This window comes from Collinsella aerofaciens, assembly GCF_040915545.1.
Taxonomy (GTDB): Bacteria; Actinomycetota; Coriobacteriia; order Coriobacteriales; family Coriobacteriaceae; genus Collinsella; species Collinsella aerofaciens_BE.
The window spans coordinates 13000-37202 of record NZ_JBCPDH010000009.1 but is presented as its reverse complement, the minus strand read 5'-3'; the positions used below and the strand labels follow the sequence as shown (position 1 = coordinate 37202).

Below are 24203 nucleotides of genomic sequence, written 5' to 3'. Positions count from 1 at the left end.
ACGGCTTGAAGGTCAAGGTCGGGTGCCTGGGAAAGCCGACATAACAGAGAGGAATACCCATGCGTTACACAATTAAGACTTCCGGCCTTATGTGCGGCCACTGCGACGCTACTGTCGAGACCGCGCTGCTCAGCGTAGCAGGCGTGACCGATGCCGACGCCGATCACGAGACCCAAACCGTCCAGGTAGAGTGCGCCGACACCGTGACCGCCGAGCAGCTCGCCGACGCCGTCGAGGGCGCGGGCGAGAAGTTCCACGCCCTGTCTGTGACCGCTGCGTAGCAGCCACCAGAGGCATTCGACCCCATCGACCAGAAACGAGGACCCGCCATGATGGCAGACCACAAATCGGTGACTCGCATGCTCAAGACGGCGCGCGGGCAAATCGACGGCATCCTGCGAATGGTGGAGGAGGACCGTTACTGCGTCGACATCTCCACGCAGCTCATGGCCACGCAGGCACTCATCGCCCGCATCAACGCCGATGTGCTCAAGGCTCACATCGAGGGATGCGTCGCGTCGGCCATCGAATCGGGTGACGAGGAGCTCAAAGCCGCCAAGCTCGCCGAGATCGAACGCGTCGTCGACAAGCTCGCCAAGTAATTGGTGCATTGGGAACAAACTTCTTTGCACCGTCTTGGTGTTCCGGGGACAGGTACGTTTGCACCACCTTGGTGCAGATTAACCCGTCCCCAATGCACCAAAAGGGGTATAAAGGCGTGCAGCATATCGAACGAAAGGCAATTCGCATGAATGACTTTATGAAGGGTCGCAACGGCGCCGATGAACTCACCATCGTGCTGGGCTTCAAAGGAATTATTTTCGCGATGGTCGGATCGATGGCCCGTATCCAGTGGCTCAGCTGGATCGCCATCGCCGTAATCGCACTCGGCGTGCTGCGCGGCCTGTCCAAAAACATCGACGCGCGCCGCAAGGAAAATGATGCCTTCGTTGCCGCGACTGCCAACGTCCCCTGCCTGGGCAAGTTCGTGGCCAGCCTGGGCGGCGGAACTGCAGCGGCCAGCGCCTCGCGCGCAGCTGGAACGAGCAAGGAAGACTTTGAGCGTGCCAAGCGCACGGCAAAGAAGATGTGGAAGGGCCGCAAGACCACGGCCTACCTCAAGTGCCCCAACTGCGGCCAGATGCTGTCCGTCCCCAAGGGCAAGGGCAAAATCCGCGTCACCTGCCCCAAGTGCCACGCTAAGATGGAAACGCGCTCATAGCATCTACACCATAGGAATACTAAAAGCCGAGGCCTCGTGTTGAGACCCCGGCTTTTTGCATGGGGCGACATCATTCGATAAAGCTGTTGCCCCGTCACACCAGCGCCTACGCTACGCCATCGCGAGCGAGCTCCTCTGCCAGGGCTTCTGCCGGCATGGCCATAATCGTGTCGAGCTCGGCGTCAACCTCGGGAATGCGCTTCACCTTGAGCTTGCGCACCAGATCGCCACGGCACATCACGTGCATCGGCTCACGCAGAGCGCGCAGGTCATCGAGCGGGTTCTCGCGCGTCACCAAAATGTCGGCCGTCTTGCCGCACTCGATCGTACCGGTCTCGCCGCCCAGCCCCAGTAGCTCAGCATTGACCTGCGTAGCCGTGTGCAGTGCAAAGGCATTGCTCACGCCCACGTACTTGGCAAAATAGACCACCTCGCGCCACATGTCGTACTGCGTCACGAACGGGCAGCTCGAATCCGTGCCCAGGCCCACCTTAACGCCTGCATCCAGGGCGGCACGAGCACTCTCGATAATGCCCGAGCACACGATGTCGCCGTTCTTCTTTTGCGTGTCGGTCGAACGGGTCTTTTCCGGATCGAGCAGCACAAACGGCAGCGCCGGACTAATCGTGCAGGTCACGCTCGGCGCGCGTCCCTCGAGCTGTGTTCCCGCGGCGCCGCGGTACAGCTCCAGAATCTCAGGCGTCATCGGAGCGCCGTGCTCGATTGTGTCGACGCCGGCCTGAAGCGCGGCCTTCACACCTTCGGTACTCTCGACATGGGCCATGACCGGAAGGCCAACCTCGTGCGCCGCCTTGCACGCCGCCGCGGCGACATCGACCGGCATGCGCAGCACGCCCGGCTCGCCCACTTCGGTCGCGTCGAACACGCCGCCCGTCACGAACAGCTTGATGACGTCAGCGCCGCGCGCATACAGATCGCGCACCTGTTCGGCCGCCTCGCCGGGGGTATTGGCGACCTGCGCGAACAGCCCCGCACCGTGACCACCCGGCACCGTGACGCCCGTTCCCGGCGCCACCAGGCGCGGACCCTGATACTTGCCGGCGTCGATGGCGTTGCGCACGGCGATGTCGGCGAACAGCGGGTCGCCCGCGCCGCGCACCGTGGTCACGCCGCTTACCAGCTGCTGCTGAGCGCTGCCCTTGAGGATATGGCGCACGATGGCGCGCCCCACGGGATTATCGAGCTTCTTCATCAGCGCGCCCGCATCGCCCGCCGAAACCGGCCTGCCCGAACCGCACAGATGCACGTGCATATTGATGAGACCCGGCATGAGATACGCACCGCCCAGGTCGATGACCTCGGCCCCCGCTGGAGCTTGGGCCACAGCGCTCGGTCCCATCCAGGTGATGATGCCACGCTCGACGGCCACGGCCATATCGGGCTGCGGCTCCATATGCTCCGAGCCATCCAGAACGGTCGCATTGATAAACAACGTGGGACGATCGGTAGTCGCCATATCGAGCTCCTCCCTCACGATTAACTTGAACATTTGTCCATTATCGCCTAATGCAGCGACTAAAGTCGAACATATCGGTTAACGGAGAAAGGGAGGATGTGAGGATAGAGAGGCCAGCACGGCGATGCTCCAGCCGTGTGGGCCAAACGTCTCGTTCTGTAACAGTTGGGTCGAATTTTGGCCGTTAGATGTTACGGATCGAGATCTTTTAGCGGCAGCCAACCTTCTGTCTCGATCTGTAACAGTTGCGAGGCCAAACGGCCCCTTGTTGTTACAGATCGAGATAAACTCGGCAGGAACAACCACATCCGCGTCAGGCGCACGCCTCAGCACCCATGCCACTGGCGTCTCCACTCCTCAGCCAGATCGACCCGCTGCGGAATGCCCGCCAGTCTCATCTTTTCAGCCAGCTTCCCCGGATTCTTGAGCTCATCAAACGTAAACCGAAGCACCTTGTGGCCGAGCATCGTCAGATGGGACTCCCGCTGACGTTCTGCCACGAATGGGTCGACCGATTCCCGATCCCCACCATCCTGCAGGGTATACTTTCCCTTTCCATCGAGCTCGCCAATCACGCACGTCCCGTCCTCGAGCCGCCAAAAATAGTCGACGCGAAACACACTGGTCGGATCGAGCGGGTCGCGAAACTCCACCTGCAGCTCCGGAACCGGAAAGCCGTACGCAATAAAGAACACTCGGAACCGAGACTCGCCGCCGTTTTCGGACAACCCGTCCGCATACGACGCAATCACCTGTGCCCTGCGATACCCTCGCCTGCCCTCGCAATCGGCACGGAGGCGCTCGCACAAATCCCCACGTGATACGCCTTTCGCCCGCAGCGCAGAATCGGCAATCGCCAACCCGTAGGAGAACGGCGCACGCAGCAAGCAATCCTCCGCCGTGCGCCAAAACGACGTCACCCGCACGCCATCAACACGCTCGAGCGCACCCGCCATCTGCGGGCGCAACAACCTGCACCCGCCGCTCAACGTCACCGAACAACCCGTCTTAACAAGAAAACGCGGCCCGAGCAGATCATTCGGCACCTCCAGACCCCACAAAAGCGCCGCGTCATAGCCCCAAAACGCCCAATCGGGATGAAACTCTGCAAGGCCCTTAATAGTCCGCAGCGCTCGCTCCGCCGGCGTCAACGCATCCCAATCATGCTGAAAGCAGAACAAATACGGCTCGGGCTCCGCGATATCGTCGGTTCCAACATGGCGTCGCAGCCACATGAGCTCGGTATTGTCATGCGTTGCGAGCAGCGCACCTTGCTCGGTCGCCTCTGTGAGCCGCGCGAGCATCCTGTTCCGCGCCAACGTGTTGCGAGTCGTATGCTTGTGTTTTAAAACGGTATTAGACACTTCCATCACCACCACATCGGAGAAATGGGACGTCGTCACCGTTGCCTCCGCTGACAAATGTCTTGATCTGTAACAAGAAGACCGATTTTTGGCCGCTAGATGTTACAGATCAAGATCTTTCGGCACCGCGTCCAACCTTTGTCTCAATCTGTAACAGGTAGACCGGTTTTTTGTCCCTAAACGTTACAGATCAAGACAGAAAGGCAGAAGGCAAGGCAGGTGACAACTGCCCACCCCCTACTCCCACTCCTGCTCGTAAATAATGAGCGACTTCACGTACCGCCCCTGGGCGCCCATGATGTCGCGGACCAGGCGCAAAAAGAAGCTGATGCACGAGGTGTCGAAACCGTCCTGTAGGTCCTCGGGATGCATCGCACCCGGCCCGTCGACCGCCGTATCGCTCAGGCGCGCGATGTCATACAGGTAGAGCTGCCCCGCTGTCAGCCAGACATCGTCAGCGCAGACGAGGCGTACCGCAATCGCGCCGTCGCTCCAATGTTCCTTTTGCACGATATGTGGGTCGTAGACGTCAAAGCGACGGTCGGTGCGCGTGTCCTTCAGCACGACCATGCCAGTCGCGGAATCCTTGTCCAAAATGCCAAAGCGCGAGAAAAACTGTGTGTCACGCACCTGCTTAAGTCGCCCGAGCGAAGCAGGAGAAATTGACGCTGGCGGCTCGTCCACATACAGCTCCAACAGCGTCTTGCCGTGGTAATAGGGGCGCTCAAACAGCAGCCAATCGGTAAACACCATGTTGTAGGCCATGATTTCGTTTTGAGAAGGTTCCTCACAATAGCTGAGCCACGGATCGACGATAATCTCGAACTGCTCGCGTGCCGGCTCCAGGAATTGAAACTTCCGCAGCATCCAAAAGTGAGCCATGTCGGCAATATCGTTGCCGACGGCTTCGGCCAGCTCTGCTCGGTCAAAAACTTGGTCAGTCATGGCATCCTCCTCAAACTGATGGACCTCAATTTGAGCTTACGAGGAGGGTGGGCAACCGAGGCAAGCGCGGGCAAAATAGGCCTTCGACCGCAAACCAGATGCTAACAAAACACTTGACGGGGCACTTGACCGAATGAGCGCACCGCAAAGAAACTGCAGGTAGACATAGACAGCCAACCCGCTCATTTGAGCCAGATGCCCGCAGCCACCACAGAAACAACAGGTGATCACAGCCCAAGAAGTCGACAAATGAACACCCGTACGTCGATAAACGAGCAAATCGCTCGCAAAGAGTGGCCCCAACGACTAGACAAAAAAGAACGTCCCCAATGACTAGTCGTTGGGGACGTTCTTGAATGACTACTTTACAGCTCCAGCGCCTCGGCGACTTCGGCTGCGCAGGCCAGGGCATCGGCCATGGCACTCACAACGAGCGAGCTGCCGTTGCGGGCGTCACCGGCCACATACACCGGCGCGGCATCCGCGGCGACACCCTCCGTGCGAGCCGCGAGGTGCGAGCCCTCGGCAGCCATCACCGGCAGCGGACGACCAGCGGTGGCAACAGGCACGCCCACCGCATCGAACACGCCATGCTCGGGACCCGTAAAGCCGCAGGCGATGAGCACCAGCTGCGCCGGCACCTCGTGCTCGGAGCCCGCGATGCGCTCGGGCTTTCCCGCCGACCAGTCCAGATCGACCACGCGCAGACCCGCAGCCGCACCCTTCTTGTCCAGCAGCACCTCGAGCGTATCCACGCCCCAGGCACGCATCTCGCCACCCATCGCAGCGATAGCCTCCTGCTGGCCGTAGTCGGTCTTCTTAACGTTTGGCCACTGCGGCCAGGGGTTGCTCGCCGTGCGCATATCGGGCGCAGCCGGCAAGAACTCAAACTGGCGCACGCTGCGCGCGCCCTGACGCACGGCGGTACCCACGCAGTCGTTGCCGGTATCGCCGCCGCCAATGACCACGACGTCCAGACCGTGCGCGTTCACCGCGGGCTCGCCGCCATCGAGCACCGAGACGGTCGAAGCCGTCAGGTAGTCCACCGCGTACACCACACCCGGAGCATCCACGTTCGCAGCCGAAAGACCGCGGGGCGCACGAGCACCGGCAGCCACCACGACGGCGTCAAAGTCATCGAGCTTGGCGGCAACCTTGGGATCGTTCACGTCGGCACCCAGCTCAAACACAATGCCCAGCTCGCGCATGAGCGCCACGCGACGCTCGACCACGGACTTCTCGAGCTTCATGTTGGGAATGCCGTACATGAGCAGACCGCCCGGGCGGTCGTCGCGCTCAAACACCGTCACGCGGGCGCCTCGACGCGCAAGCTCCCATGCTGCCACCAGACCAGCAGGACCGGAGCCCACCACGGCAACCGTGGGCGCGCCCTCCCCTGCCGGCTCAAAGCGACGCGGGCCGCCATTTACCCACTCATGGTCGCTGATCGCACGCTCGTTGTCATGGATCGTCGTGGGCTGGCCATCGACCGAACCCAAGTTGCACGCGGCCTCGCACAGCGCCGGGCACACGCGACTCGTGAACTCGGGCATGGGCGAGGTGAGCGACAGACGCTCGGCAGCCTCGTCCCAGCGGCCGCGGTACACCAGCTCATTCCACTCGGGAATCAGGTTATGCAGCGGGCAGCCGCTCGGGCGTGCCTTGCCAAAGCTCGCGCCCATCTGGCAAAACGCCACGCCGCACATCATGCAGCGGCTCGCCTGGGCGCGACGCGCATCGTCATCGAGCTCCACGTACAGCGGATCAAAATCATGGCTGCGCTCCTCCACGGGGCGCAGCTCGTGGGTCACGCGATCGATATCAAGAAAAGCACCGGGCTTACCCATGGCACTTACGCCTCCTTCTTGGTCGAAGCAACAGAGCTGGCAGCCACGGACGCAACGCCCGCAGCACCGCCCGCAACATCAAAGCGCGCGACATCCGCGGCACTCGCGCGACCGGTCACAATGTCAAACGCCAGCTCCTCGGCCTGCGCATGCGTCTTGCCGACAGCCTCGCCCGCGGCGACAATCGCCAGCACGCGCTCGTACTCGGTCGGAATGACCTTCACAAAGTGCTTGCTCATCGTCTCGAAGCTGTAGAGCAACTTAATGCCGCGAGGGCTCTGCGTCGCGTCCACGTGCTCCTGGATGAGCGCACGAATCTGCGCCAGTTCGTCGGCCGTCGGGGCCTTGAGCTCCACGCTCTCGTGGTTCACGCGAGCGTCGAGCGTGCCGTATTGGTCAAAGACATAGGCCACGCCGCCCGTCATGCCGGCGGCAAAGTTCTGCCCGACCTCGCCCAGGATGAGCGCCAGACCACCCGTCATGTACTCGCAGCCATGGTTGCCGCAGCCCTCGACCACCACGGTGGCACCAGAGTTGCGTACGGCAAAGCGCTGGCCTGCCAGACCGTTAATGAAGCCGCGGCCGCTCGTGGCGCCAAAGAACGCCACGTTGCCCACGATGATGTTCTCGTCGAACTTGTAGGTCGCATGCGGGTTGGGGCGCACCGATACCTCTCCGCCCGAAAGGCCCTTGCCAAAGTAATCGTTAGCGTCGCCGCACACGTTGAGCGTAATGCCGCGCGGCAGGAAGGCGCCAAAGCTCTGACCGGCCGAACCATCGCAATCGATGGTGATGGAGCCGGCGGGCAGGCCCTCGGGATGCGCCTTGGTCACCGCGTTGCCCAAGATGGTGCCAACGCAGCGGTTGACGTTGGCGATATCAGCGCGGAAGCGAATCGGGCGCAGATGCGCGCGAGCGTCGGCCGTGTAGGGCACAAACAACGTGGAGTCGAGCGTCTTGTCGAGCTCACTGTCCGCGGACATCTGCGGCAGGAAGTGGCGACCGTCGGCGCCCGGAATATGAGCACCGAACTCGCAGGTCGCGCTCGCCAGCACGGGCGACAGATCGAGCAGGTTTGCTTTGCGGTTGCCCGGTACCTCGATCTGGCGCAGGCACTCGGGATGGCCGACCATCTCGTCGATGGTGCGGAAGCCCAGGCTCGCCATGACCTCGCGCAACTGCTCGGCAACAAAGAGCATAAAGTGCTCAACGTGCTCGGGCTTACCGCGGAAGCCGCGACGCAGACGGCAATTTTGCGTCGCGATGCCGGCCGGGCAGGTATCCTGCTGGCAGTCGCGCTGCATGAGGCAACCCATGGAGATGAGCGGCATGGTCGCAAAGCCAAACTCCTCGGCGCCCAGCAAGCAGGCGACGGCAACATCGGTGCCGTCCATGAGCTTGCCGTCGGCCTCGAGCACCACGCGGGAGCGAAGGCCGTTTTGCAGCAGCGTTTGCTGGGCCTCGGCAAGACCGAGCTCCAGCGGCAGGCCGGCGTGCCAAATGGAATCGCGCGCAGCGGCACCCGAGCCGCCGTTGTGGCCGCTGATCAAAATCTTGTCGGCGGCACCCTTTGCCACACCGGTAGCAATGGTGCCGACGCCGGCCTCGCTGACCAGCTTGACCGACACGCGCGCGCCAGGGTTGGCGTTCTTAAGGTCAAAGATCAACTCTGCCAGGTCCTCGATGGAGTAGATGTCGTGGTGCGGCGGAGGCGAGATCAGGCCGATGCCGGGCGTGGACTGACGGACCTCGGCGATCCAGGGGTAGACCTTCTTGCCGGGCAGGTGGCCACCCTCGCCGGGCTTGGCGCCCTGGGCCATCTTGATCTGAATCTCGAAGGCACTGCACAGGTAGCGGCTCGTCACGCCAAAGCGCGCGCTTGCTACCTGTTTAATAGCGGAGTTCTTGGAGTCACCGTTAGCCAGCGGGGTCTCGCGACGCGGATCCTCACCGCCCTCGCCGGAGTTGGAACGGCCGTGCAGGCGGTTCATGGCGATGGCCATGCACTCGTGTGCCTCTTTGCTAATAGAGCCATACGACATGGCGCCGGTGTTAAAGCGGCGGACGATGTTGAGCGCAGGCTCGACCTCGTCGAGCGCCACCGGAGTGCGGCCGCTGGCATCAAAGTCCAACAGGTCGCGCAGGCGCACGGCGCGGCCAGTGCGGTGCAGGCGGGCGCTGTACTCCTTAAAGATGTCGTAGCTGTCCTCACGGCAGGCGGTCTGCAGCAAGTAGACAGTCTGCGGATCGATGAGGTGATCCTCGCCGCCGAGCGGACGCCACTTGGTCAGGCCCAGCGTGGGCACCTGATCGGGGGCCGGGCTCTTAAGGATAGCGAGCGCGGCGTCGTAACGCTCATTCTGCTCGCGCTCAACGTCCTCGACACCCATACCGCCCACACGGCTCACCGTGCCGGCGAAGTACGCGTTGACGAACTCCGGCGTAAAGCCGACGGCCTCAAAGATTTGCGCGGAGTGGTAGCTCTGCACCGTGGAGATGCCCATCTTGGACATGATGGAGACGATGCCCGCCGTCGCGGCCTTGTTGTAGTTGGCGATGCCCTGCTCGGCTGTCACGTCCAGATCGCCGTGCGCCGCCAAGTCGCGGATGCACGCATGCGCGTTGTACGGATAGATACCGCTCGCGGAATAGCCCACCAGCGCCGCAAAGTCGTGCGGGGACACGGCGTCGCCACACTCCACCACGATGTCGGCAAAGGTACGCACGCCGGCGCGGATCAGGTGGTTGTGCACGCAGCCCACGGCGAGCAGCGACGGCACGGGCACCTCGCCCGCTCCGGCGCGATCGCTCAACACCACGATGTTCACGCCGTCGCGGACCGCGGCCTCAACGTCCTCTGCAAGCTGCTTGAGCGCAGCCTGCAGCGCACCCTCGCCGGCATCGCGGCGGTAGACGGCACGGAAACGGCGGGTCTTAAAGCCCACGCGGTCGATGGCGCAGATACGCTCGAACTCCTCCTCGCTCAGCAGCGGACGCTCCAGGCGCACCAGCTGACAGGCCGTACGGGAGTCCTCGAGCAGGTTGCCGTGGTTACCCAGGTAGAGCGTGGTCGAGGTGACCATATGCTCGCGAAGAGCGTCGATCGGCGGGTTCGTGACCTGAGCGAACAGCTGATAGAAGTAGTCGAAGAACGAACGCGTCTTCTTGGACAGGCAGGCCAGCGGCGCATCGATGCCCATCGAGGCGAGCGGGGCCTTGCCCTGCTGGGCCATGGGACGCACGACTTCGTCAACATCATCCCAGTGATACCCGAGCTTGGCCATACGCACGGCGGCGGGCACCTCGGTATCCTCGGCGGGCGCGGGCGCGACGAGCTTGTCGAGCGCGTCGACGGTCAGCGTCTCCTCGGCGATCCAGTCGCGATAGGGCTTTTCCTTGGCGTAACGGGCACGCAGCTCATCGTTGTAGATGACGCGCCCGCGGGCAAAGTCGACCTCGAGCATCTGGCCCGGTCCCAGGCAGCCGCTCGTCAGGATGTTCTCGGGGCTCACCTCGATGGTGCCCACCTCGCTCGCCAGCATAAAGCGACCGTCGCGCGTCACATAGTAGCGGGCGGGACGCAGGCCGTTACGGTCGAGGGCGGCACCCAGCGTGCGACCGTCGGTAAAGGCGATGGCCGCCGGGCCATCCCACGGCTCCATGAGCATGGACTGGTAAGCGTCGTAGGCGCGGCGCTCCTCACTCAGGCTGTCGTTGTGGTCCCACGGCTCGGGCAGCAGCATGGACGCGGCACGCGTGAGCGGGCGACCGTTCATGACCAAAAATTCGAGCACGTTATCCAGAATCGCGGAGTCGGAACCCTCGCGGTTGATGATGGGCATCACGCGCTCAAGATCGTGCTGCAGCACGGGGCTGTACAGGTTGGGCTCGCGGGCGCGGATCCAGTTGACGTTGCCCTTGAGGGTATTGATCTCGCCGTTATGGATGATATAACGGTTGGGGTGCGCGCGTTCCCAGCTGGGCGTGGTGTTGGTGGAGTAGCGCGAGTGGACGAGCGCCACGGCCGTCTTGACGGCGGCGTCGTTGAGATCGATGAAGAAGCGGCGCATCTGCGTGGCGACCAGCATACCCTTGTACACGATGGTGCGCGAGCTCATGGAGCACACATAGAAGATCTTGTCGCGCAGGGCAAACTCGACGTCGGCCTTCTTCTCGATGGTGCGGCGGCACACGTACAGACGACGCTCGAAGGCATCGCCGGCGGGCGTGTCGTCCGGACGGCCCAGGAAGGCCTGCAAGATGGTGGGCATGCAGGCGCGGGCCGTCTCGCCCAAATCGTGCGGGTCGACCGGCACCTCGCGCCAAAAAAGCAGCGGCACGCCGGCCTCGGCGCAGCCCTCCTCAAACACGCGGCGGGCATCCTCTACGCCCTTGTCGTCCTGCGGGAAGAACAGCATGGCCACGCCATAGTCGCCCTCTGCCGGCAGAATCTGGCCGCACTTTTGAGCCTCTTTGCGGAAAAAATGATGCGGAACCTGGAACAGGATTCCGGCGCCGTCGCCGGTGTTCTTCTCGAGTCCGGTGCCGCCGCGGTGCTCCAAGTTGACCAGAATGGACAGCGCATCGTCCAGAATCTGGTGATGACGCTCACCGTTGATATCGGCAAGCGCGCCGATGCCACATGCATCGTGGTCGAATTCGGGGCGATAAAGGCCCTGCTGCTGAGCGGAATCTGCCTGCATCGCGATCCTCCCCTAGATATTTAGACAGTCAGTTGAATAGGGATACTAGGAGCATCGCCGGCCCGTTGTGTTTCCCACCCGTTTCGAAACAATCGCGTAACGCGCGCCCTGCGAGTGGGTGCCGCCGAGCTCAAGGACGACAACAAGGGCCCCAGGTTCGGCCCGTCAGCCCACCGCTTCAAACATCTCAATCTGTAACAGGAGGAGCCGATTTTGGCGCTTAGATGTTACAGATTGAGATTTTCTGCAGGACGGTTTTGGTTTGTCTCGATCTGTAACATGAAGGGCCGATTTTTGCAGCTAACTGTTACAAATCGAGATGTTCCATAGGACCATTTCTTCCTGTCTTGATCTGTAACACCTAGGCCCAATTTCCATCCCTAGTCGTTACAGATCAAGACATTTCGGCAGCTCCCTTTCACCATCCTATTCAAATACAACAATTTTGTTAGTCTTGGTTAACTTTTTAGCCTAAAACGGGTATCCTTTGCGGCGTCAAGCAAACGGCACGCACACCGTGCCAGATCAAGGAGGCCCCTATGGCGCACCAAGCAGACCAGCAGACGATGCAACTCGTCCTTATCCGTCACGGAGAATCCGAGTGGAACAAGCTCAACCTGTTCACCGGCTGGACCGACGTAGAACTCACCGACACGGGCCGCGAAGAAGCGGCGGCAGGCGGCCGCGCCCTCAAGGAAGCCGGTTTCGACTTTGACGTCTGCTACACCTCGCGTCTCAAGCGCGCAATTCACACCCTCAACATCGTGCTCGGCCAGATGGATCGCGAGTGGCTGCCCGTCATCAAATCCTGGAAGCTCAACGAGCGCCACTACGGCGCGCTGCAGGGTCTCAACAAGGCCGATGCCGCGGCGGAGCATGGCGACGAGCAGGTACTCATCTGGCGCCGTTCCTTCGATGTCTGCCCGCCGGCACTCGAGCCGGGCGACAGTCGCGACCCCCACACCCAGGAGCAATACCGCGACGTCGCGCCCGATCAGCTGCCCTATACCGAGTGTCTCAAGGACACGATAGCCCGCGCCTGGCCTTATTTCGAAGACGAGATTCGCCCCCAGATGCTCGCCGGCAAGCGCGTACTCATCGCCGCACACGGCAACTCCCTGCGCTCGCTCGTCATGAAGTTCGAGCACCTCACGCCCGAGGAAATCCTCAAGGTCAACATCCCCACCGGCGTGCCGCTCGTCTACACCTTCGATGCCGATTTCAACGTCCTCGACAAGCGCTACATCGGCGACCCAGCAACCATCGCCGCCAAGATTGACGCCGTGGCCAACCAGGGCAAGGCGCGTAAGTAACCCCAACCTAAACCGAGCGCGCGGCGCCGCATGACCCAAGCGCGCCGCGCTGCCCCCTATGCAGGAACCGACCATGATCAACCATCTCAAACAACACTTTGGCTCCCGGCGCACCGGTGGCCACGGAGGCCTAGACATTGCGCGGCATATCGGCCCCGGGCTGCTCGTGACCGTCGGCTTTATCGATCCGGGCAACTGGGCCTCCAATATGGCCGCGGGCTCGCAGTTTGGCTACGCGCTGCTGTGGATCGTCACGCTGTCCACGATTATGCTCATTGTGCTGCAGCACAACGCTGCACACCTGGGCATCGCCACGGGCGCCTGCCTTGCCGAGGCCACGACCCGCTTTCTCCCCCGCATCGTGGGACGCGCGGTGCTCGGCAGTGCCTATCTCGCGACCATCGCCACCGCCATGGCTGAGGTCCTGGGCGGCGCGATTGCCCTTCAAATGCTCTTTGGGCTGCCCGTGCGTGCGGGCTGCGTCATCGTGGCGTCAGTATCGATGGCGATGCTCATGACGAACTCCTACAAGCGTGCCGAGCGCTGGATCATCGCCTTCGTAGGCGTGGTAGGACTCTCGTTTTTGGCCGAGCTTGCACTAGTCAAGGTCGACTGGACGCAAGCCGCCGCAAGCTGGATCACGCCTAGTATGCCCACTGGCTCTGCCGCGATTATCGTGAGTGTCCTGGGGGCGGTCGTCATGCCGCACAATCTCTTTCTGCACTCCGAGGTCATCCAATCCATGCACTTCGAAGGCCAAGGCGAGCAAGTTATCGAGGAGCGTCTGCGCTACGAGCTCTTTGACACGCTCTTTTCGATGGGCGTGGGCTGGGCAATCAACTCGGCCATGGTCATCCTGGCCGCAACGACCTTCTTTGCGCACGGCATAGTCGTAGACGACCTCGCCGTCGCAGCGGCCACGCTCTCCCCCATCTTGGGCCCGGCGAGCTCGACCATCTTTGCCGTGGCGCTGCTGTTCGCGGGCCTCTCGAGCAGTGTGACAGCGGGCATGGCGGCGGGAACCATCACCGCGGGCATGTTCGACGAGGAATACGACATCCACGACCGACATTCCTCGATCGGAGTAGCGGCCTGTTTCGCCGGCGCAGTGGCGGCGTGTCTGGTCGTCCCAAATCCTTTTGAAGGTCTCATCTGGAGCCAGGCACTGCTGTCGCTTCAGCTGCCGATTACGGTCTTTGTGCTCATACGGCTCACCAGCTCACGCCGCGTCATGGGCAAATACGCCAACTCGCGCCCGCTCAACGCGCTGCTCGTAGGGATCGGCGTCATCGTGACGATTCTCGACATCGTGCTGCTAACGGGAATGTAATTGAGATGGCGTGACTGTCCAGATATAACGTCTCAATCTGTAAAACGTGAGACCGTTTTAAACCGTCAGATAAATCAAAAGGGTCCCGGCCGGAATATCCAGCCGGGACCCTTGGACAGAGCTCTGTATGGCTAATCACCGTGTGTCTACGAGTTACTCCTCGACGAGCTCAAACTCATCGGGGCCGACGCCGCAGACCGGGCATACGTAGTCCTCGGGCAGCTCGGGCGTGTCGACCTCAACCTCGTAGCCGCAAACGGTGCACACAAACTTATACGTCTTCTTCTCCTCAGCCATGATGTTCTCCTCTCGAACGTGACTGCTGGTGTACTTGCTTATTAGTATATATTCTCAATAATATAATGCAAGTATTTTTAGAACATTTCTAGCCTTGATACGACGAGGCTTTGGGCGGCGTCTTGCCCTTCAAGACCTTGTGATAGTAGTCATAGGTCAGCGGGGTCTCGCCGCTCAAGCGCTCGGCATCCTCCACCTCGCCGATAAAGAGCAGGTGCGTGCCCACGTCCACGGTATCAATCAAACGACAGCTAAACAAGGCCGCCGCGTGCTCGGACACATAGGGCATGCCCAGCGCGGTCTCGTGGGTCTCGTACTTGACAAACTTGTCATAATCGCTGCTGGTGCGGAACCCAAAGTTACCGATGTAGAGCATATCGGCCGTCTGGTCGATTACGGTCAGTGCGAACGCCTTGGCCGCGGTAATGACACCCGAGGTGACGTTGTCCTTATTCACGGCAACCGAGACGCGCGGCGGGGCGGACGTCACCTGCACCGCCGTGTTGATGACGCAGCCGGAGCGCAGTCCGTCGGCCGCGGCGCTCACCACATACAGGCCGCTCGGCATCGTAAAGAACGCAGTTTTGTCCATAACGCTCACTCCCCTAGCTCAGGTTGGAACCTCATGGATGTATGTACCCACAAAAAAGGCGGCACCCATAACGGACGCCGCCTTTAAGACATATGTGTAAAAACAGTAAGCAAGATGAGACGCCCGCAGTTGCGGTGAAATAGGGACTGAATAGCCCCTCAAACAGGCAAAACAGTCCGTATTCCACCGCAACTTATGAAGGGTGGTCAGCGGTTGCGCTCCTTGAGGGCGCGGTCGATCTCGCGTTGGACATCACGCTTGGCCATGTCCTCGCGCTTGTCGTAGAGTTTCTTGCCGCGACCCAGACCCAGCAGCAGCTTTACGCGGCCGTCGGTATTAAAGTAGAGCTCCAACGGAACCAGCGCATAACCACGGTTTCGAAGTTTGCCGTCAAGAAAGTCGATCTCCTTGCGGTGCAGCAGCAGACGACGCCGACGGTCGGGGTCGCGGTTCCACACGCCACCATGGCTATAAGGGTGGATATGCAGTCCGACGAGCCAGCACTCGCCGCCACGAATCAGCGCAAAAGTGTCAGTGATCTGACAGGCACGCTCGCGAATCGACTTGACCTCGGTGCCGCTCAGCTCAATACCGCACTCAAACGTCTCATCGATAAAGTACTCGTGATGCGCCGAACGATTCTTGGAAATGAGCTTGCGTTCACGCTTACTGGGCATCGCCGACCTCCTCGGCACCATCGGCGTTCTTGTTCGCGACATCGCGCTTTGCCTTGTGCTCAGCGTTAAGCTCGGCGTCGCTCTCGCGCACCAGCTTAATGATCGCCGCGCATGCCTCCTCGCCCACCAGGTCGCGGGCACGGACCGTCAGACGCGTAGCCTCCTGCTTGTCGCCGTCGCTCGCAGCATCGGTCGCACACATGATCAGGCAAATGGCAATCTCAGCCGAAGGCGAGGTCGGCACGCCTTGCAGGGCCAGCTCGCCCATCACGTGCTCGTCGCTCTCATCGGCGGCATCCGGATAGGTGGTATGGATCTTGTTGAGCAGGCGCGTCGTATGCGCATCGTTGGGCGCCAGGCGCAGCGCCAGACGCGCGCAGCCCACGGCAGCCGAAACGTTCTCGGTCTCGGGCTCCAAGAAGTACTGACCTAGATTGGCGTAAGCACGGGCGGCGCACTTGCCATCACTTGCACGCTCCAGCACCGAGAACGAGAGCGATGCCCATTCCTGCTTGTCCTCGAGTGCGCGGAACAGCTCGGCCAAATCCAAGCGATAGTTGCAGTTCATGGGGTCCCAACGCACAGCCTGCATCAGGGCATTACGAGCGCTCACATAATCCTGCTGGCGAATGTAGGCAAACGCCATGTCAGAGTACAGGCGGTCAAACGGCACCTCGACCTGCACGAGCTCGCGTGGATCCTTCTCCACGCGGCGATAGGCCAAGCGCTCAAACTTGCTATCGAAGCTAAAGTATTGACGCTTCTCCTCCGTCTTGCACTCAGCGTCGATATACTCCTCGGCGAGCTCCACCAGACGCTCCAGCAGCGGCGTCGCCGTAGCCAGGTCGCCCTGCGCCAGATAGTTCTCGGCATACGTGATGTCTTGCAAGCTGATGGGCAGATCCATGGCTACTCCTCGATCCGGGCGGCAGACTCAACGCGCGCCTTAAGCATCGGTCAATACACAAAACCCGGGTCTCTTACGAGGCCCGGGCATTCAATTTTGGTAGCCCGTACCAGATTCGAACTGGTGATCTCCGCCTTGAGAGGGCGGCGTCCTAAACCGCTAGACGAACGGGCCATATGTAGCAAATGCAATGGCTGGGATGGAGGGAGTCGAACCCCCATTGACGGAACCAGAATCCGCTGTCCTGCCATTAGACGACATCCCAATGACTGCATCGCTGCGCTCGGCTGTGCCTTTGCGCAAGAAAGAAATATACGGGAAGTCTCGCCGTGACGCAAGCCCCAATTTTGACTTTTTTGAAATTCAGTCAAATTGGCCTAATTTAGTCCAACCCGTGAAGGACCTGTGAAGCCGACCGCTGTACACGAAGGGCAAAACACCGCGAGCGGTAGCCGTCAACCGTTGGCAGATTCTACCGCGAAAACGATAGCACCAGGCAACACAATCGAAGTATCAATGATCGCGTAGATATCGAGGTACCATGGACGAAGAGCTTGATTACCTATGGGAGACCCTGGGCCTCGAGATCACTGCCGACCTTTGGCCCGAACGGGACAAAATTCACCCCACGTTACGCCCCGCCATTACTGTGGTGCAGGCAAAATACCGCCGTGCATCCTTTTTGATCATGCGGATGTCATGGCACGCGGGACTCCCCGACCTTAAGCGAATCCAGGCAAGCCTCGTCGAGTTGTCCGGTATGCCGACCGTCATATCCGAGGCGCACCTGGAGCAGCGCCAGCGCGAGCGACTGCAACAGCAGCGGATTCCCTTTATCTGCCCCGGCGTTCAGGCATATCTGCCCTTTATGGACGAGGAGTACTGGAGCGGCAAGCCCAACAAACACGTAAAGGTCTACGATCCGCACGAATGGGCACAGCTGGCGGACTGACTGGGGCAGGCCCGCCGGCGGAAAGTGCGTCCCAGATTTCAAGCTCAAACTGGTCCCCACTTTCCCGTCGAGCCCTCAACCGGAAACCGTGTCCCACAATCGAAGCTCAGAATGGGACGTGCTTTCCGCAACCGGCCACTTTGGGAAAGCGCATCCCATTCTGGAAGCGAATTCCGGGTCGCACTTTCCGCAGCCGCTACAGCAACGCCTCGGCCCAAGCCGCTTCCCTAAAGCCGGGAATCGCAAAGTCGTCGCCCACCAGCAGCGGACGCTTGACCAGCATGCCGTCGGTCGCCAGCAGCTCGTAGCACTCCCGATCCGTCATGCCCGCATCCAGACGCGCCTTCAGGCCCAGCTCTCGATATTTCATGCCCGACGAATTAAAGAAACGCCGCACCGGCAGCCCCGAACGAGCAATCCAGGTCGCAAGCTCATCAGCCGTGGGATTGTCCAAAACGATATCGCGGTCGATGTACTCTACCCCATGTTCGTCCAGCCATGCCTTGGCCTTCTTACAGGTCGAGCACTTGGAATATTCAACAAACAGTACGGTCATGGGATTTCCTTTCTTAGAGAAAACAGGTGTCTGGAAAACTGCACATCGACGACCACTCGCGATTGCAGCCGTTATTGTAGTCAATGTCGAAGCATAGGCAGTCGCGATGTCTCGTCTTAAGGCTAGCGTCTCGCATGGGCGCCGATCGGCCGAGTCGCATGGCGCACCAACGCCGCTGCCAGCAATACCAACAGCATGGCGGTGACATAGCCCGCAGCATCGAATCCTAAATCGATAACGTCGAAATGCCTGCCGGGAACAAAGATCTTATGTACCTGATCGCCAACGGAGCAGGCGGTGCAAAAGAGCAATACGGGCACGCAACGGGAGCATACGCTCCACGGACGCCTGGAAAAGCAAACCACGACCACCGAGGCGAACAATCCGACGAAGAAAAACTCTACGGTATGGGCAACGCGACGGACGTTTGTGCCCACCCACATGCGAATGGAAGCAAGTCGGCCAGACCGGACATTCGAGGCAGCCGAATCGGTGCCCCCGGTCATTCCGTTCTCCGCCTGAGCTTCACCCGTGGCATCGACAGCCTGAACGCCCGTAGCCTGGCCCTCCACCACACGCGCGGTGGACTCGCTCAGCAACGACGTCTCCACCGCATTTTGCTCCGTCAGCACCCAGATGCCCGCCAGCGTTGCAGCGAACAGAACGATCGCGGTCCATCCGATTATTTGTTTTACGCGCGCCAAGGGCCAACCTCCTTTTTTGAATATCAGCGAGTGTAGCCCCAGATGGCATCGTCACCGTATCAAAATTTGAATCGCAACAGGAAGCGACAAAGCGACGCAAACCCCTACCCCGCCTCGCGCATCCAGCGATCGAACGTCCCCACGCACACGCCCAGGCACTTTGCCGCCTGGCTGCGGGTAATATCGCCCGCCTCATAGCTATCGCGCACCAGCTCAAACTGAGGAGGGCACGGCTTGCGAGGTCGACCGAAACGGACCCCTCGCGCCCGCGCCGCTGCAATTCCCTCCGCTTGGCGCCGATGGATATTCTCGCGCTCCACCTGCGCCACGTAGCTCAGCAGTTGCAGCACAATATCGGCAATCAGGACGTTGGTCACATCCGGCGCGCCGCTGGCCCTAGCGCGCGTGTCAAGCAATGGCATGTCCAACACCACAATGGCAACCCCGAGCTCCTTGGTAATGCGTCGCCATTCCTCAAGAATCTCGGAGTAATTACGGCCAAGTCGGTCGATAGAAAGCACCACCAGCACGTCCCCGTCTCCCAGGACGTGCAGCAGCTCGCGATAACGCGGTCGATCGAAGTCCTTGCCGCTCGCATGGTCGGCATAAATATTCGCCGAGCCCACGCCATAGGCGCCCAGCGCATCCAGCTGCCGATTAAGGTTCTGATCGCGCGAACTCACCCGCGCATAACCGTACACCGTCGCCATCTCATCCCCGCTTTCTTGTAAACCTGCCAAAAAGGGACAGGTTTATTTTGGTAGGTTTTACCTCTCAAATAGCAGGTAAGCGGGCGGCCGAGCAGACGGCAAGGTAGCCACGATTCAAATGCGGAGGGCGGTCCCGAAAGGCCGCCCTCCGCTCCCCCACCATGAGTCGGGATTTGGCTAATGGATAAGCTTAAAGTCCAAGTGCCCACGCGTGGTATTGACGCGCGAGACCTCGATAATCACGCGCTGCCCCAGCTCGTAACGGGTGCCCGTGTCGGCACCTGTGGGCGTGAGCGCGTCCTCGTCGAACTCGAACCACTCGTTGCCCAGACTCTTGATCGAAACCAAGCCTTCGACCTGCGTTAGGTCCAAGCGCACAAAAAGGCCCATGCTGCTAACCCACGAGACGGTTCCGGCATAGCGCTCGCCCAGACGGTCCTCATAGTACTGGGCAATCTTGATCTTTTGCGTCGCATGGCTGGCGGCATCTGCCGCGCGCTCGGCATCGCTGCATGCGCGGCAGATCTGCGGCAGAATGCGCGGCAGTGACTCGCGCCCCTTGCCGATCAGGCGCGGCGTACGGACCAGGGCGTCCTTGCCGCCCAGCTGCTCATAGGCCAACTGCAGCTTGAGTACGCGGTGCACCACCAGATCGGGGTAGCGACGGATGGGACTCGTAAAGTGACAGTAGCACGGCGCGGCGAGCGCAAAGTGGCCCTCGTTGCGCGGCTTGTACAGCGCGCGCTGCATGCTGCGCAGAAGCAGCGTGTTAACGAGCGGTGCGTTGGCCGTACCGGCGGCAGCATCAACTGCAGCCTGCAGCTCATCGGGGCTCCCCAGGGCAATACCGGCAGCACGGCGATCGTCGATGATGCCTAGCTGCGCCAGCGCAACGGCGGCACCGTGCAGGCTATCGGGGCTCGGATCTTCATGCACGCGATAGCAGGCCTCGATATCACGGTCTGCCAGCCACTCAGCAACGCACTCGTTGGCGAGCAGCATGGCTTCCTCGATAAGCGACGTGGCACACGAACGCTCACGCGCCACAATCTGCACGGGCACTCCGTCCTCATCCAATAGAGCGCGAATCTCGGCTGTGTCAAAATCGACTGAGCCGCGGGCGCGACGAATACGACGGCGAAGTTCGGCGAGTTCGTTAGCGGAGACAAGGAAATCGCCGAGGTCGATGTTGTAGCCGCGGGCGGCCTCCTCGCACGCAAGACCGCGCTCAAGCGCTTCCTCGCGCGAGGTCTCGGCAGCCGCAACATCCTCGGCTGCACCCTCCAGCACCGAATACTCAACCGCGCCGGCACGCACCAGCAGCGCCTCGGCGCCGTCATAGTCCATACGCACACGCGAGCGAATCACGCTGGGATACGGATCGTAATGCCGCACGCGACCCTGCGCATCGAGCTCGATATCGACGGTAAACGCAAGACGGTCCTCGTCAGGGCGAAGCGAGCACAGGTCACAGGACAGGCGTTCGGGCAGCATGGGAAGCACGCGATCGGCCAGATACACCGATGTCGTACGATGGCGAGCCTCAAGATCGATATGCCCGCCCCAAGCCACATAGTGTGAAACGTCGGCGATATGCACACCCAGCTTGTAGCCACCCTCGGGCGTGCGCTCCAACGAAATGGCATCGTCAAAGTCGCGCGCGTCGACCGGGTCGATCGTGATGACAAAGCGGTCGCGCAGATCGCGGCGGAGCGGGTCCTTAAGCGCCGCGGACACATCGAGCGAAAGCCCCTCGGCCTCGTCCAGCGCGGCCTCGGGATAGCTATCGGTATAGCCGTAACGCGCCATCACATATTGAACGCCCAAATCGGGCGCGTCATCTCCGCCAATGCGGCGCTCGATCGTCACGGTACCCGATTCCAGGCGCGTCGGGTAGGTCAAAATGCGCGCGACAACAGCATCACCCGGGTGGACACCCAGACGATCCGCCGAGGTATCCTCGGGCAGAATGAAGAAGTCGGCCTTCAGACGCGAATCGAGCGGCTCGATCACACCGAGCGGACCGGCGGTCTGGTACGTGCCCACCACGCTTATGGCTGCACGCTCAACCACGCTTTCGATCACGGCGCGCCGCTCACCGTGCGGGCTGTTCTTAATGCTCACGGCAACGGTATCGCCATCCATGATCTCGCGCTTACCGCGGCCCATGACCTTGTAGTCGTCGTTTTCGGTTACAACGTAGGCGCTATGCTCATGGAGCTGCACGCGCCCGGTCAGGCTCGGACGGCGTTCGCTGCGCACCGGCCCGCGCTGATTGCGAGCTCCACGCTTATGCTTGTTATTGCGCCCCATGGCGCCTCCTAACTATCGATTGCGAACTCCAAAGAGTCTACCCAAATGATTCGCTTTCCTGCCGTCCCCTAGGGATCAAAAAACGGGCCGCCCCATAAGAGACGACCCGTTGGAAGGGATGAATTCCAAGCATGCCTACACGCGCAGGTAGCGGCGCATGGCGATGGCAGAACCAAAGAGACCGATAATCACACCGACCAGAATCAGCGCAGCATAGGTCACCAGGTAGTACTGCATCGGCAGGGCAAACGACATCCAGCCGATGCTCTCCTGCAGACGCGGAATCATCAGATTGCGCAGCAGCTCCAGAACGCCGATGGAAAGCAGCGAGCCCAAAATGGCCTGCAGCACGCCCTCGGTGATAAACGGGCCACGAATGAAGCCGTTGCTGGCGCCGACCAGACGCATAATCGCAATCTCACGACGACGCGCCGTGATGGACAGGCGAATCGTGTTGTTGATGAAGATGAATGCGATAAAGGTCAGAAGACCAACGAGCACCACGGCGGCGATGCGGATGTAGTTGGTCACCTGGAACAGGCGGCTCACTTCCTCCTGGCCGTACAGCACGCTCGCGTTGACGTCGCCGTCATCCGCGATCTTCTGGAAATCGGCATCCTTCTTGAGCTTCTTTGCCGTGCTCTCGACCTTGGACGGATCGTCCATCTCAATAGCGAAGGAAGCCGGCAGCGGGTTCTGGCCATCGAGCGCGCTCATGGTGGCGTCGGCGTTGCCCGACATCTTGCTCGTATACTCGGCCAGCGCGTCGTCCTTGTCCTTATAGGTCACGGACTTGACGTTATTCCACGTCTTAAGCTCGGCCTCAAAAGCCTGAACATCGGCCTGATCGGCGTCATCACTAATGAACGCGTTGATGACAACCTGATCCTCGACGGTGCCGATCACGGAGTTCAGCATCGCAGAGCCCATGATGAACAGGCCGATGATAAACAGCGAAAGGAAGATCGTGATGACGGCGCCGAGCGAGGTAGTCCAGTTACGGAAGAAGTGGCTGATTGCCTCTTTGAAGGAGTAGCCCACGTTAGTTGGTGCCATAGTTGCCGTAACCTCCCCTCTCCTGGTCGCGGATGACGTGGCCGCCCTCGAGGGCGATCACGCGACGGTGCATGCTATCGACCATCTCGCGGTCGTGCGTGGCGACGATCACGGTGGTGCCGGTGCGGTTAATACGCTCAAGCAGCTTCATGATGCCCAGCGAGATCGCCGGGTCGAGGTTGCCCGTGGGCTCGTCGCAGATCAGCAGCGGCGGACGGTTGACCATAGCACGGGCGACGGCAACGCGCTGCTGCTCGCCACCGGAAAGCTGGTCGGGCAGCGAGTCCATCTGATCGGCCAGACCGACCAGGCGCAGCACCTCGGGCACCTGGCTGCGAATGACGCCCTTGGGCTTGCCGATGCACTGCAGGGCAAACGCCACGTTTTCGTAGGCGGTCTTTTGCGGCAGAAGCTTAAAGTCCTGGAACACGGCGCCAATCTGGCGGCGCAGGAACGGAACCTTGCGGTTCTTGATCTTCATGAGGTCCTGACCGGCAACCAGGATGCGGCCGCTCGTCGGCTTGACGTCGCGGTTGAGCGTCGACAGCAGCGTGGTCTTACCCGAGCCGGAGTGACCGACCAGGAAGACGAACTCGCCCGGATAGATCTCGATGTTGATGTCGTCGAGTGCAGGCTTGTTGGGCTGTGCCGGATAGATCTTGGTGACATGCTCCATAAGGATGACGGGCTCGACACCGGCCTGCTTGGCCATCTTCTTGCGGCTGGCCTGCGGATCGATGGGCGCAAACACCGACGTAAAATCGGGGTTGTTGAGCGCGTTATCGAGGCTTGCGACCTCGGCTGCCTGATCGCTCTCGACCACCGGGGCAGCAGGCTGCGTGGGGTCGGGAATAGCGGCAAAGAGACCGGACTGCGCAGGCTGAGGAGCCGGCGTCGCAGGGGCCAAGGGGTCGGGAATGCCGGCCATGGTAGGCTGCGGCGTGGCGGCACCAGCCTGAGGCTGCTCCACGCGAGCGGTCACGGCCTGAACGGGCTCAAAACCCGCCGTGCCGGAAAGCGCGACATCGCTGGTTGGATTGTAGGCAAAGGGATCGGATGCCGGCTGTGCCTGATCTGCCGGCTGAGCGGGGGCCTGAGCAACAGGCTGGCCCTCTGAATCCGGAGTGGCGAAACGACTGCCCTGGACGCCTGCCTGCGTCTTGGGGGCATCATCGCCCGCACCGGAGGTACGGAAGTGGTTACCCACTGGTGCTCCTTATCGTCGTGCGTTTAAACTA

21 protein-coding genes and 2 tRNA genes are annotated in these 24203 nt (G+C 61.1%); 6 read left to right on the top strand and 17 right to left on the bottom strand.

What is annotated here, in order from left to right; translation table 11 throughout:
- Window positions 1–59 precede the first annotated feature (59 nt).
- The 3 genes from AB5202_RS04650 (at window position 60) to AB5202_RS04640 (ending at window position 1222) form a co-directional block, all read left to right on the top strand.
- The gene (locus AB5202_RS04650; protein ID WP_117786548.1) at window positions 60–281 is read left to right on the top strand and encodes a heavy-metal-associated domain-containing protein; all 222 of its coding nucleotides are present in this window, start codon (window positions 60–62) and stop codon (window positions 279–281) included.
- Between the two features lie 51 nt (window positions 282–332).
- Window positions 333–602: a metal-sensing transcriptional repressor gene (locus AB5202_RS04645; RefSeq protein ID WP_229071458.1), complete on the top strand. Its 270-nt coding sequence runs from the start codon at window positions 333–335 to the stop codon at window positions 600–602.
- A gap of 116 nt (window positions 603–718) precedes the next feature.
- Entirely contained in the window at window positions 719–1222 is a 504-nt protein-coding gene (locus AB5202_RS04640; RefSeq protein WP_368143769.1) for a hypothetical protein, read from the top strand.
- Between the two features lie 106 nt (window positions 1223–1328).
- On the opposite strand, the gene AB5202_RS04635 is transcribed toward AB5202_RS04640, so the two are convergent.
- The 5 genes from AB5202_RS04635 to gltB all read right to left on the bottom strand — a co-directional run bounded on the left by AB5202_RS04635 (window position 1329) and on the right by gltB (window position 11558).
- Window positions 1329–2699 carry an amidohydrolase family protein gene (locus AB5202_RS04635; protein ID WP_368143768.1) on the bottom strand — a complete coding sequence of 457 codons (1371 nt, stop codon included), beginning with the start codon at window positions 2697–2699 and terminating at the stop codon, window positions 1329–1331.
- A 326-nt stretch (window positions 2700–3025) separates the two neighbouring features.
- Window positions 3026–4102, bottom strand: coding sequence for a hypothetical protein (locus AB5202_RS04630; protein WP_368143767.1), 1077 nt, complete (start codon window positions 4100–4102; stop codon window positions 3026–3028).
- 198 nt (window positions 4103–4300) lie between these two features.
- Complete coding sequence (locus AB5202_RS04625) at window positions 4301–5008, bottom strand: hypothetical protein (RefSeq protein WP_368143766.1); 708 nt, start codon at window positions 5006–5008, stop codon at window positions 4301–4303.
- 365 nt (window positions 5009–5373) lie between these two features.
- Window positions 5374–6855 carry a glutamate synthase subunit beta gene (locus AB5202_RS04620; protein WP_368143765.1) on the bottom strand — a complete coding sequence of 494 codons (1482 nt, stop codon included), beginning with the start codon at window positions 6853–6855 and terminating at the stop codon, window positions 5374–5376.
- A gap of 5 nt (window positions 6856–6860) precedes the next feature.
- Window positions 6861–11558: a glutamate synthase large subunit gene (gene gltB, locus AB5202_RS04615; RefSeq protein WP_368143764.1), complete on the bottom strand. Its 4698-nt coding sequence runs from the start codon at window positions 11556–11558 to the stop codon at window positions 6861–6863.
- Between the two features lie 539 nt (window positions 11559–12097).
- Between gltB and gpmA the strand changes: the two genes are divergently transcribed.
- Both gpmA and AB5202_RS04605 read left to right on the top strand, forming a co-directional pair.
- Window positions 12098–12871, top strand: a complete 774-nt coding sequence (gpmA, locus tag AB5202_RS04610; protein WP_368143763.1) for a 2,3-diphosphoglycerate-dependent phosphoglycerate mutase — start codon at window positions 12098–12100, stop codon at window positions 12869–12871.
- Window positions 12872–12944: 73 nt separating this feature from the next.
- On the top strand, window positions 12945–14201 hold the full coding sequence (locus tag AB5202_RS04605) for an Nramp family divalent metal transporter (RefSeq protein ID WP_368143762.1): 1257 nt from the start codon (window positions 12945–12947) through the stop codon (window positions 14199–14201).
- Window positions 14202–14354: 153 nt separating this feature from the next.
- Here AB5202_RS04605 and AB5202_RS04600 read toward each other — a convergent pair whose 3' ends face one another.
- The 6 genes from AB5202_RS04600 to AB5202_RS04575 form a co-directional block, all read right to left on the bottom strand.
- Window positions 14355–14498 (bottom strand): rubredoxin-like domain-containing protein, encoded by a 144-nt coding sequence (locus tag AB5202_RS04600; protein WP_006235327.1) that lies wholly within the window; start codon window positions 14496–14498, stop codon window positions 14355–14357.
- Window positions 14499–14586: 88 nt separating this feature from the next.
- Window positions 14587–15090 (bottom strand): flavin reductase family protein, encoded by a 504-nt coding sequence (locus AB5202_RS04595; RefSeq protein ID WP_368143761.1) that lies wholly within the window; start codon window positions 15088–15090, stop codon window positions 14587–14589.
- Between the two features lie 206 nt (window positions 15091–15296).
- Complete coding sequence (smpB, locus tag AB5202_RS04590) at window positions 15297–15767, bottom strand: SsrA-binding protein SmpB (RefSeq protein WP_006235325.1); 471 nt, start codon at window positions 15765–15767, stop codon at window positions 15297–15299.
- The gene (locus AB5202_RS04585; RefSeq protein ID WP_368143760.1) at window positions 15757–16674 is read right to left on the bottom strand and encodes a tetratricopeptide repeat protein; all 918 of its coding nucleotides are present in this window, start codon (window positions 16672–16674) and stop codon (window positions 15757–15759) included. Before AB5202_RS04585 ends, smpB begins: the two co-directional genes overlap by 11 nt.
- A 97-nt stretch (window positions 16675–16771) precedes the next feature.
- Window positions 16772–16848: transfer RNA gene (locus AB5202_RS04580), tRNA-Glu, on the bottom strand.
- Between the two features lie 17 nt (window positions 16849–16865).
- Window positions 16866–16939: transfer RNA gene (locus AB5202_RS04575), tRNA-Gln, on the bottom strand.
- Between the two features lie 276 nt (window positions 16940–17215).
- On the opposite strand from AB5202_RS04575, the gene AB5202_RS04570 reads away from it, so the two are divergent.
- On the top strand, window positions 17216–17626 hold the full coding sequence (locus AB5202_RS04570) for a hypothetical protein (protein ID WP_006235322.1): 411 nt from the start codon (window positions 17216–17218) through the stop codon (window positions 17624–17626).
- Window positions 17627–17822: 196 nt separating this feature from the next.
- On the opposite strand, the gene AB5202_RS04565 is transcribed toward AB5202_RS04570, so the two are convergent.
- From AB5202_RS04565 to ftsE, 6 genes are all read right to left on the bottom strand, one after another.
- Window positions 17823–18182, bottom strand: coding sequence for an arsenate reductase family protein (locus tag AB5202_RS04565; protein WP_368143759.1), 360 nt, complete (start codon window positions 18180–18182; stop codon window positions 17823–17825).
- 122 nt (window positions 18183–18304) lie between these two features.
- Complete coding sequence (locus AB5202_RS04560; protein ID WP_368143758.1) at window positions 18305–18886, bottom strand: VanZ family protein; 582 nt, start codon at window positions 18884–18886, stop codon at window positions 18305–18307.
- 104 nt (window positions 18887–18990) lie between these two features.
- Window positions 18991–19596, bottom strand: a complete 606-nt coding sequence (locus AB5202_RS04555; protein WP_055285671.1) for a recombinase family protein — start codon at window positions 19594–19596, stop codon at window positions 18991–18993.
- A 177-nt stretch (window positions 19597–19773) separates the two neighbouring features.
- Window positions 19774–21909, bottom strand: a complete 2136-nt coding sequence (locus AB5202_RS04550) for a ribonuclease R family protein (protein ID WP_368143756.1) — start codon at window positions 21907–21909, stop codon at window positions 19774–19776.
- 135 nt (window positions 21910–22044) lie between these two features.
- Complete coding sequence (ftsX, locus tag AB5202_RS04545) at window positions 22045–22965, bottom strand: permease-like cell division protein FtsX (RefSeq protein ID WP_117769462.1); 921 nt, start codon at window positions 22963–22965, stop codon at window positions 22045–22047.
- Window positions 22952–24172: a cell division ATP-binding protein FtsE gene (gene ftsE, locus AB5202_RS04540; protein WP_022094244.1), complete on the bottom strand. Its 1221-nt coding sequence runs from the start codon at window positions 24170–24172 to the stop codon at window positions 22952–22954. The genes ftsX and ftsE overlap by 14 nt, the downstream gene beginning before the upstream one ends.
- Window positions 24173–24203: the final 31 nt, after the last annotated feature.

Excerpts from the sequence above, each read along its gene's own strand:
- AB5202_RS04605 (WP_368143762.1), top strand. The coding sequence starts at position 12,945 with ATGATCAACCATCTCAAACAACACTTTGGCTCCCGGCGCACCGGTGGC.
- AB5202_RS04565 (WP_368143759.1), bottom strand. The coding sequence starts at position 18,182 with ATGACCGTACTGTTTGTTGAATATTCCAAGTGCTCGACCTGTAAGAAG.
- AB5202_RS04550 (WP_368143756.1), bottom strand. The coding sequence starts at position 21,909 with ATGGGGCGCAATAACAAGCATAAGCGTGGAGCTCGCAATCAGCGCGGG.
- smpB (WP_006235325.1), bottom strand. The coding sequence starts at position 15,767 with ATGCCCAGTAAGCGTGAACGCAAGCTCATTTCCAAGAATCGTTCGGCG.
- AB5202_RS04600 (WP_006235327.1), bottom strand. The coding sequence starts at position 14,498 with ATGGCTGAGGAGAAGAAGACGTATAAGTTTGTGTGCACCGTTTGCGGC.
- AB5202_RS04635 (WP_368143768.1), bottom strand. The coding sequence starts at position 2,699 with ATGGCGACTACCGATCGTCCCACGTTGTTTATCAATGCGACCGTTCTG.
- AB5202_RS04650 (WP_117786548.1), top strand. The coding sequence starts at position 60 with ATGCGTTACACAATTAAGACTTCCGGCCTTATGTGCGGCCACTGCGAC.
- AB5202_RS04570 (WP_006235322.1), top strand. The coding sequence starts at position 17,216 with ATGGACGAAGAGCTTGATTACCTATGGGAGACCCTGGGCCTCGAGATC.
- AB5202_RS04555 (WP_055285671.1), bottom strand. The coding sequence starts at position 19,596 with ATGGCGACGGTGTACGGTTATGCGCGGGTGAGTTCGCGCGATCAGAAC.
- AB5202_RS04595 (WP_368143761.1), bottom strand. The coding sequence starts at position 15,090 with ATGGACAAAACTGCGTTCTTTACGATGCCGAGCGGCCTGTATGTGGTG.
- AB5202_RS04620 (WP_368143765.1), bottom strand. The coding sequence starts at position 6,855 with ATGGGTAAGCCCGGTGCTTTTCTTGATATCGATCGCGTGACCCACGAG.
- gltB (WP_368143764.1), bottom strand. The coding sequence starts at position 11,558 with ATGCAGGCAGATTCCGCTCAGCAGCAGGGCCTTTATCGCCCCGAATTC.
- ftsX (WP_117769462.1), bottom strand. The coding sequence starts at position 22,965 with ATGGCACCAACTAACGTGGGCTACTCCTTCAAAGAGGCAATCAGCCAC.
- AB5202_RS04625 (WP_368143766.1), bottom strand. The coding sequence starts at position 5,008 with ATGACTGACCAAGTTTTTGACCGAGCAGAGCTGGCCGAAGCCGTCGGC.
- AB5202_RS04645 (WP_229071458.1), top strand. The coding sequence starts at position 333 with ATGGCAGACCACAAATCGGTGACTCGCATGCTCAAGACGGCGCGCGGG.
- gpmA (WP_368143763.1), top strand. The coding sequence starts at position 12,098 with ATGGCGCACCAAGCAGACCAGCAGACGATGCAACTCGTCCTTATCCGT.
- AB5202_RS04585 (WP_368143760.1), bottom strand. The coding sequence starts at position 16,674 with ATGGATCTGCCCATCAGCTTGCAAGACATCACGTATGCCGAGAACTAT.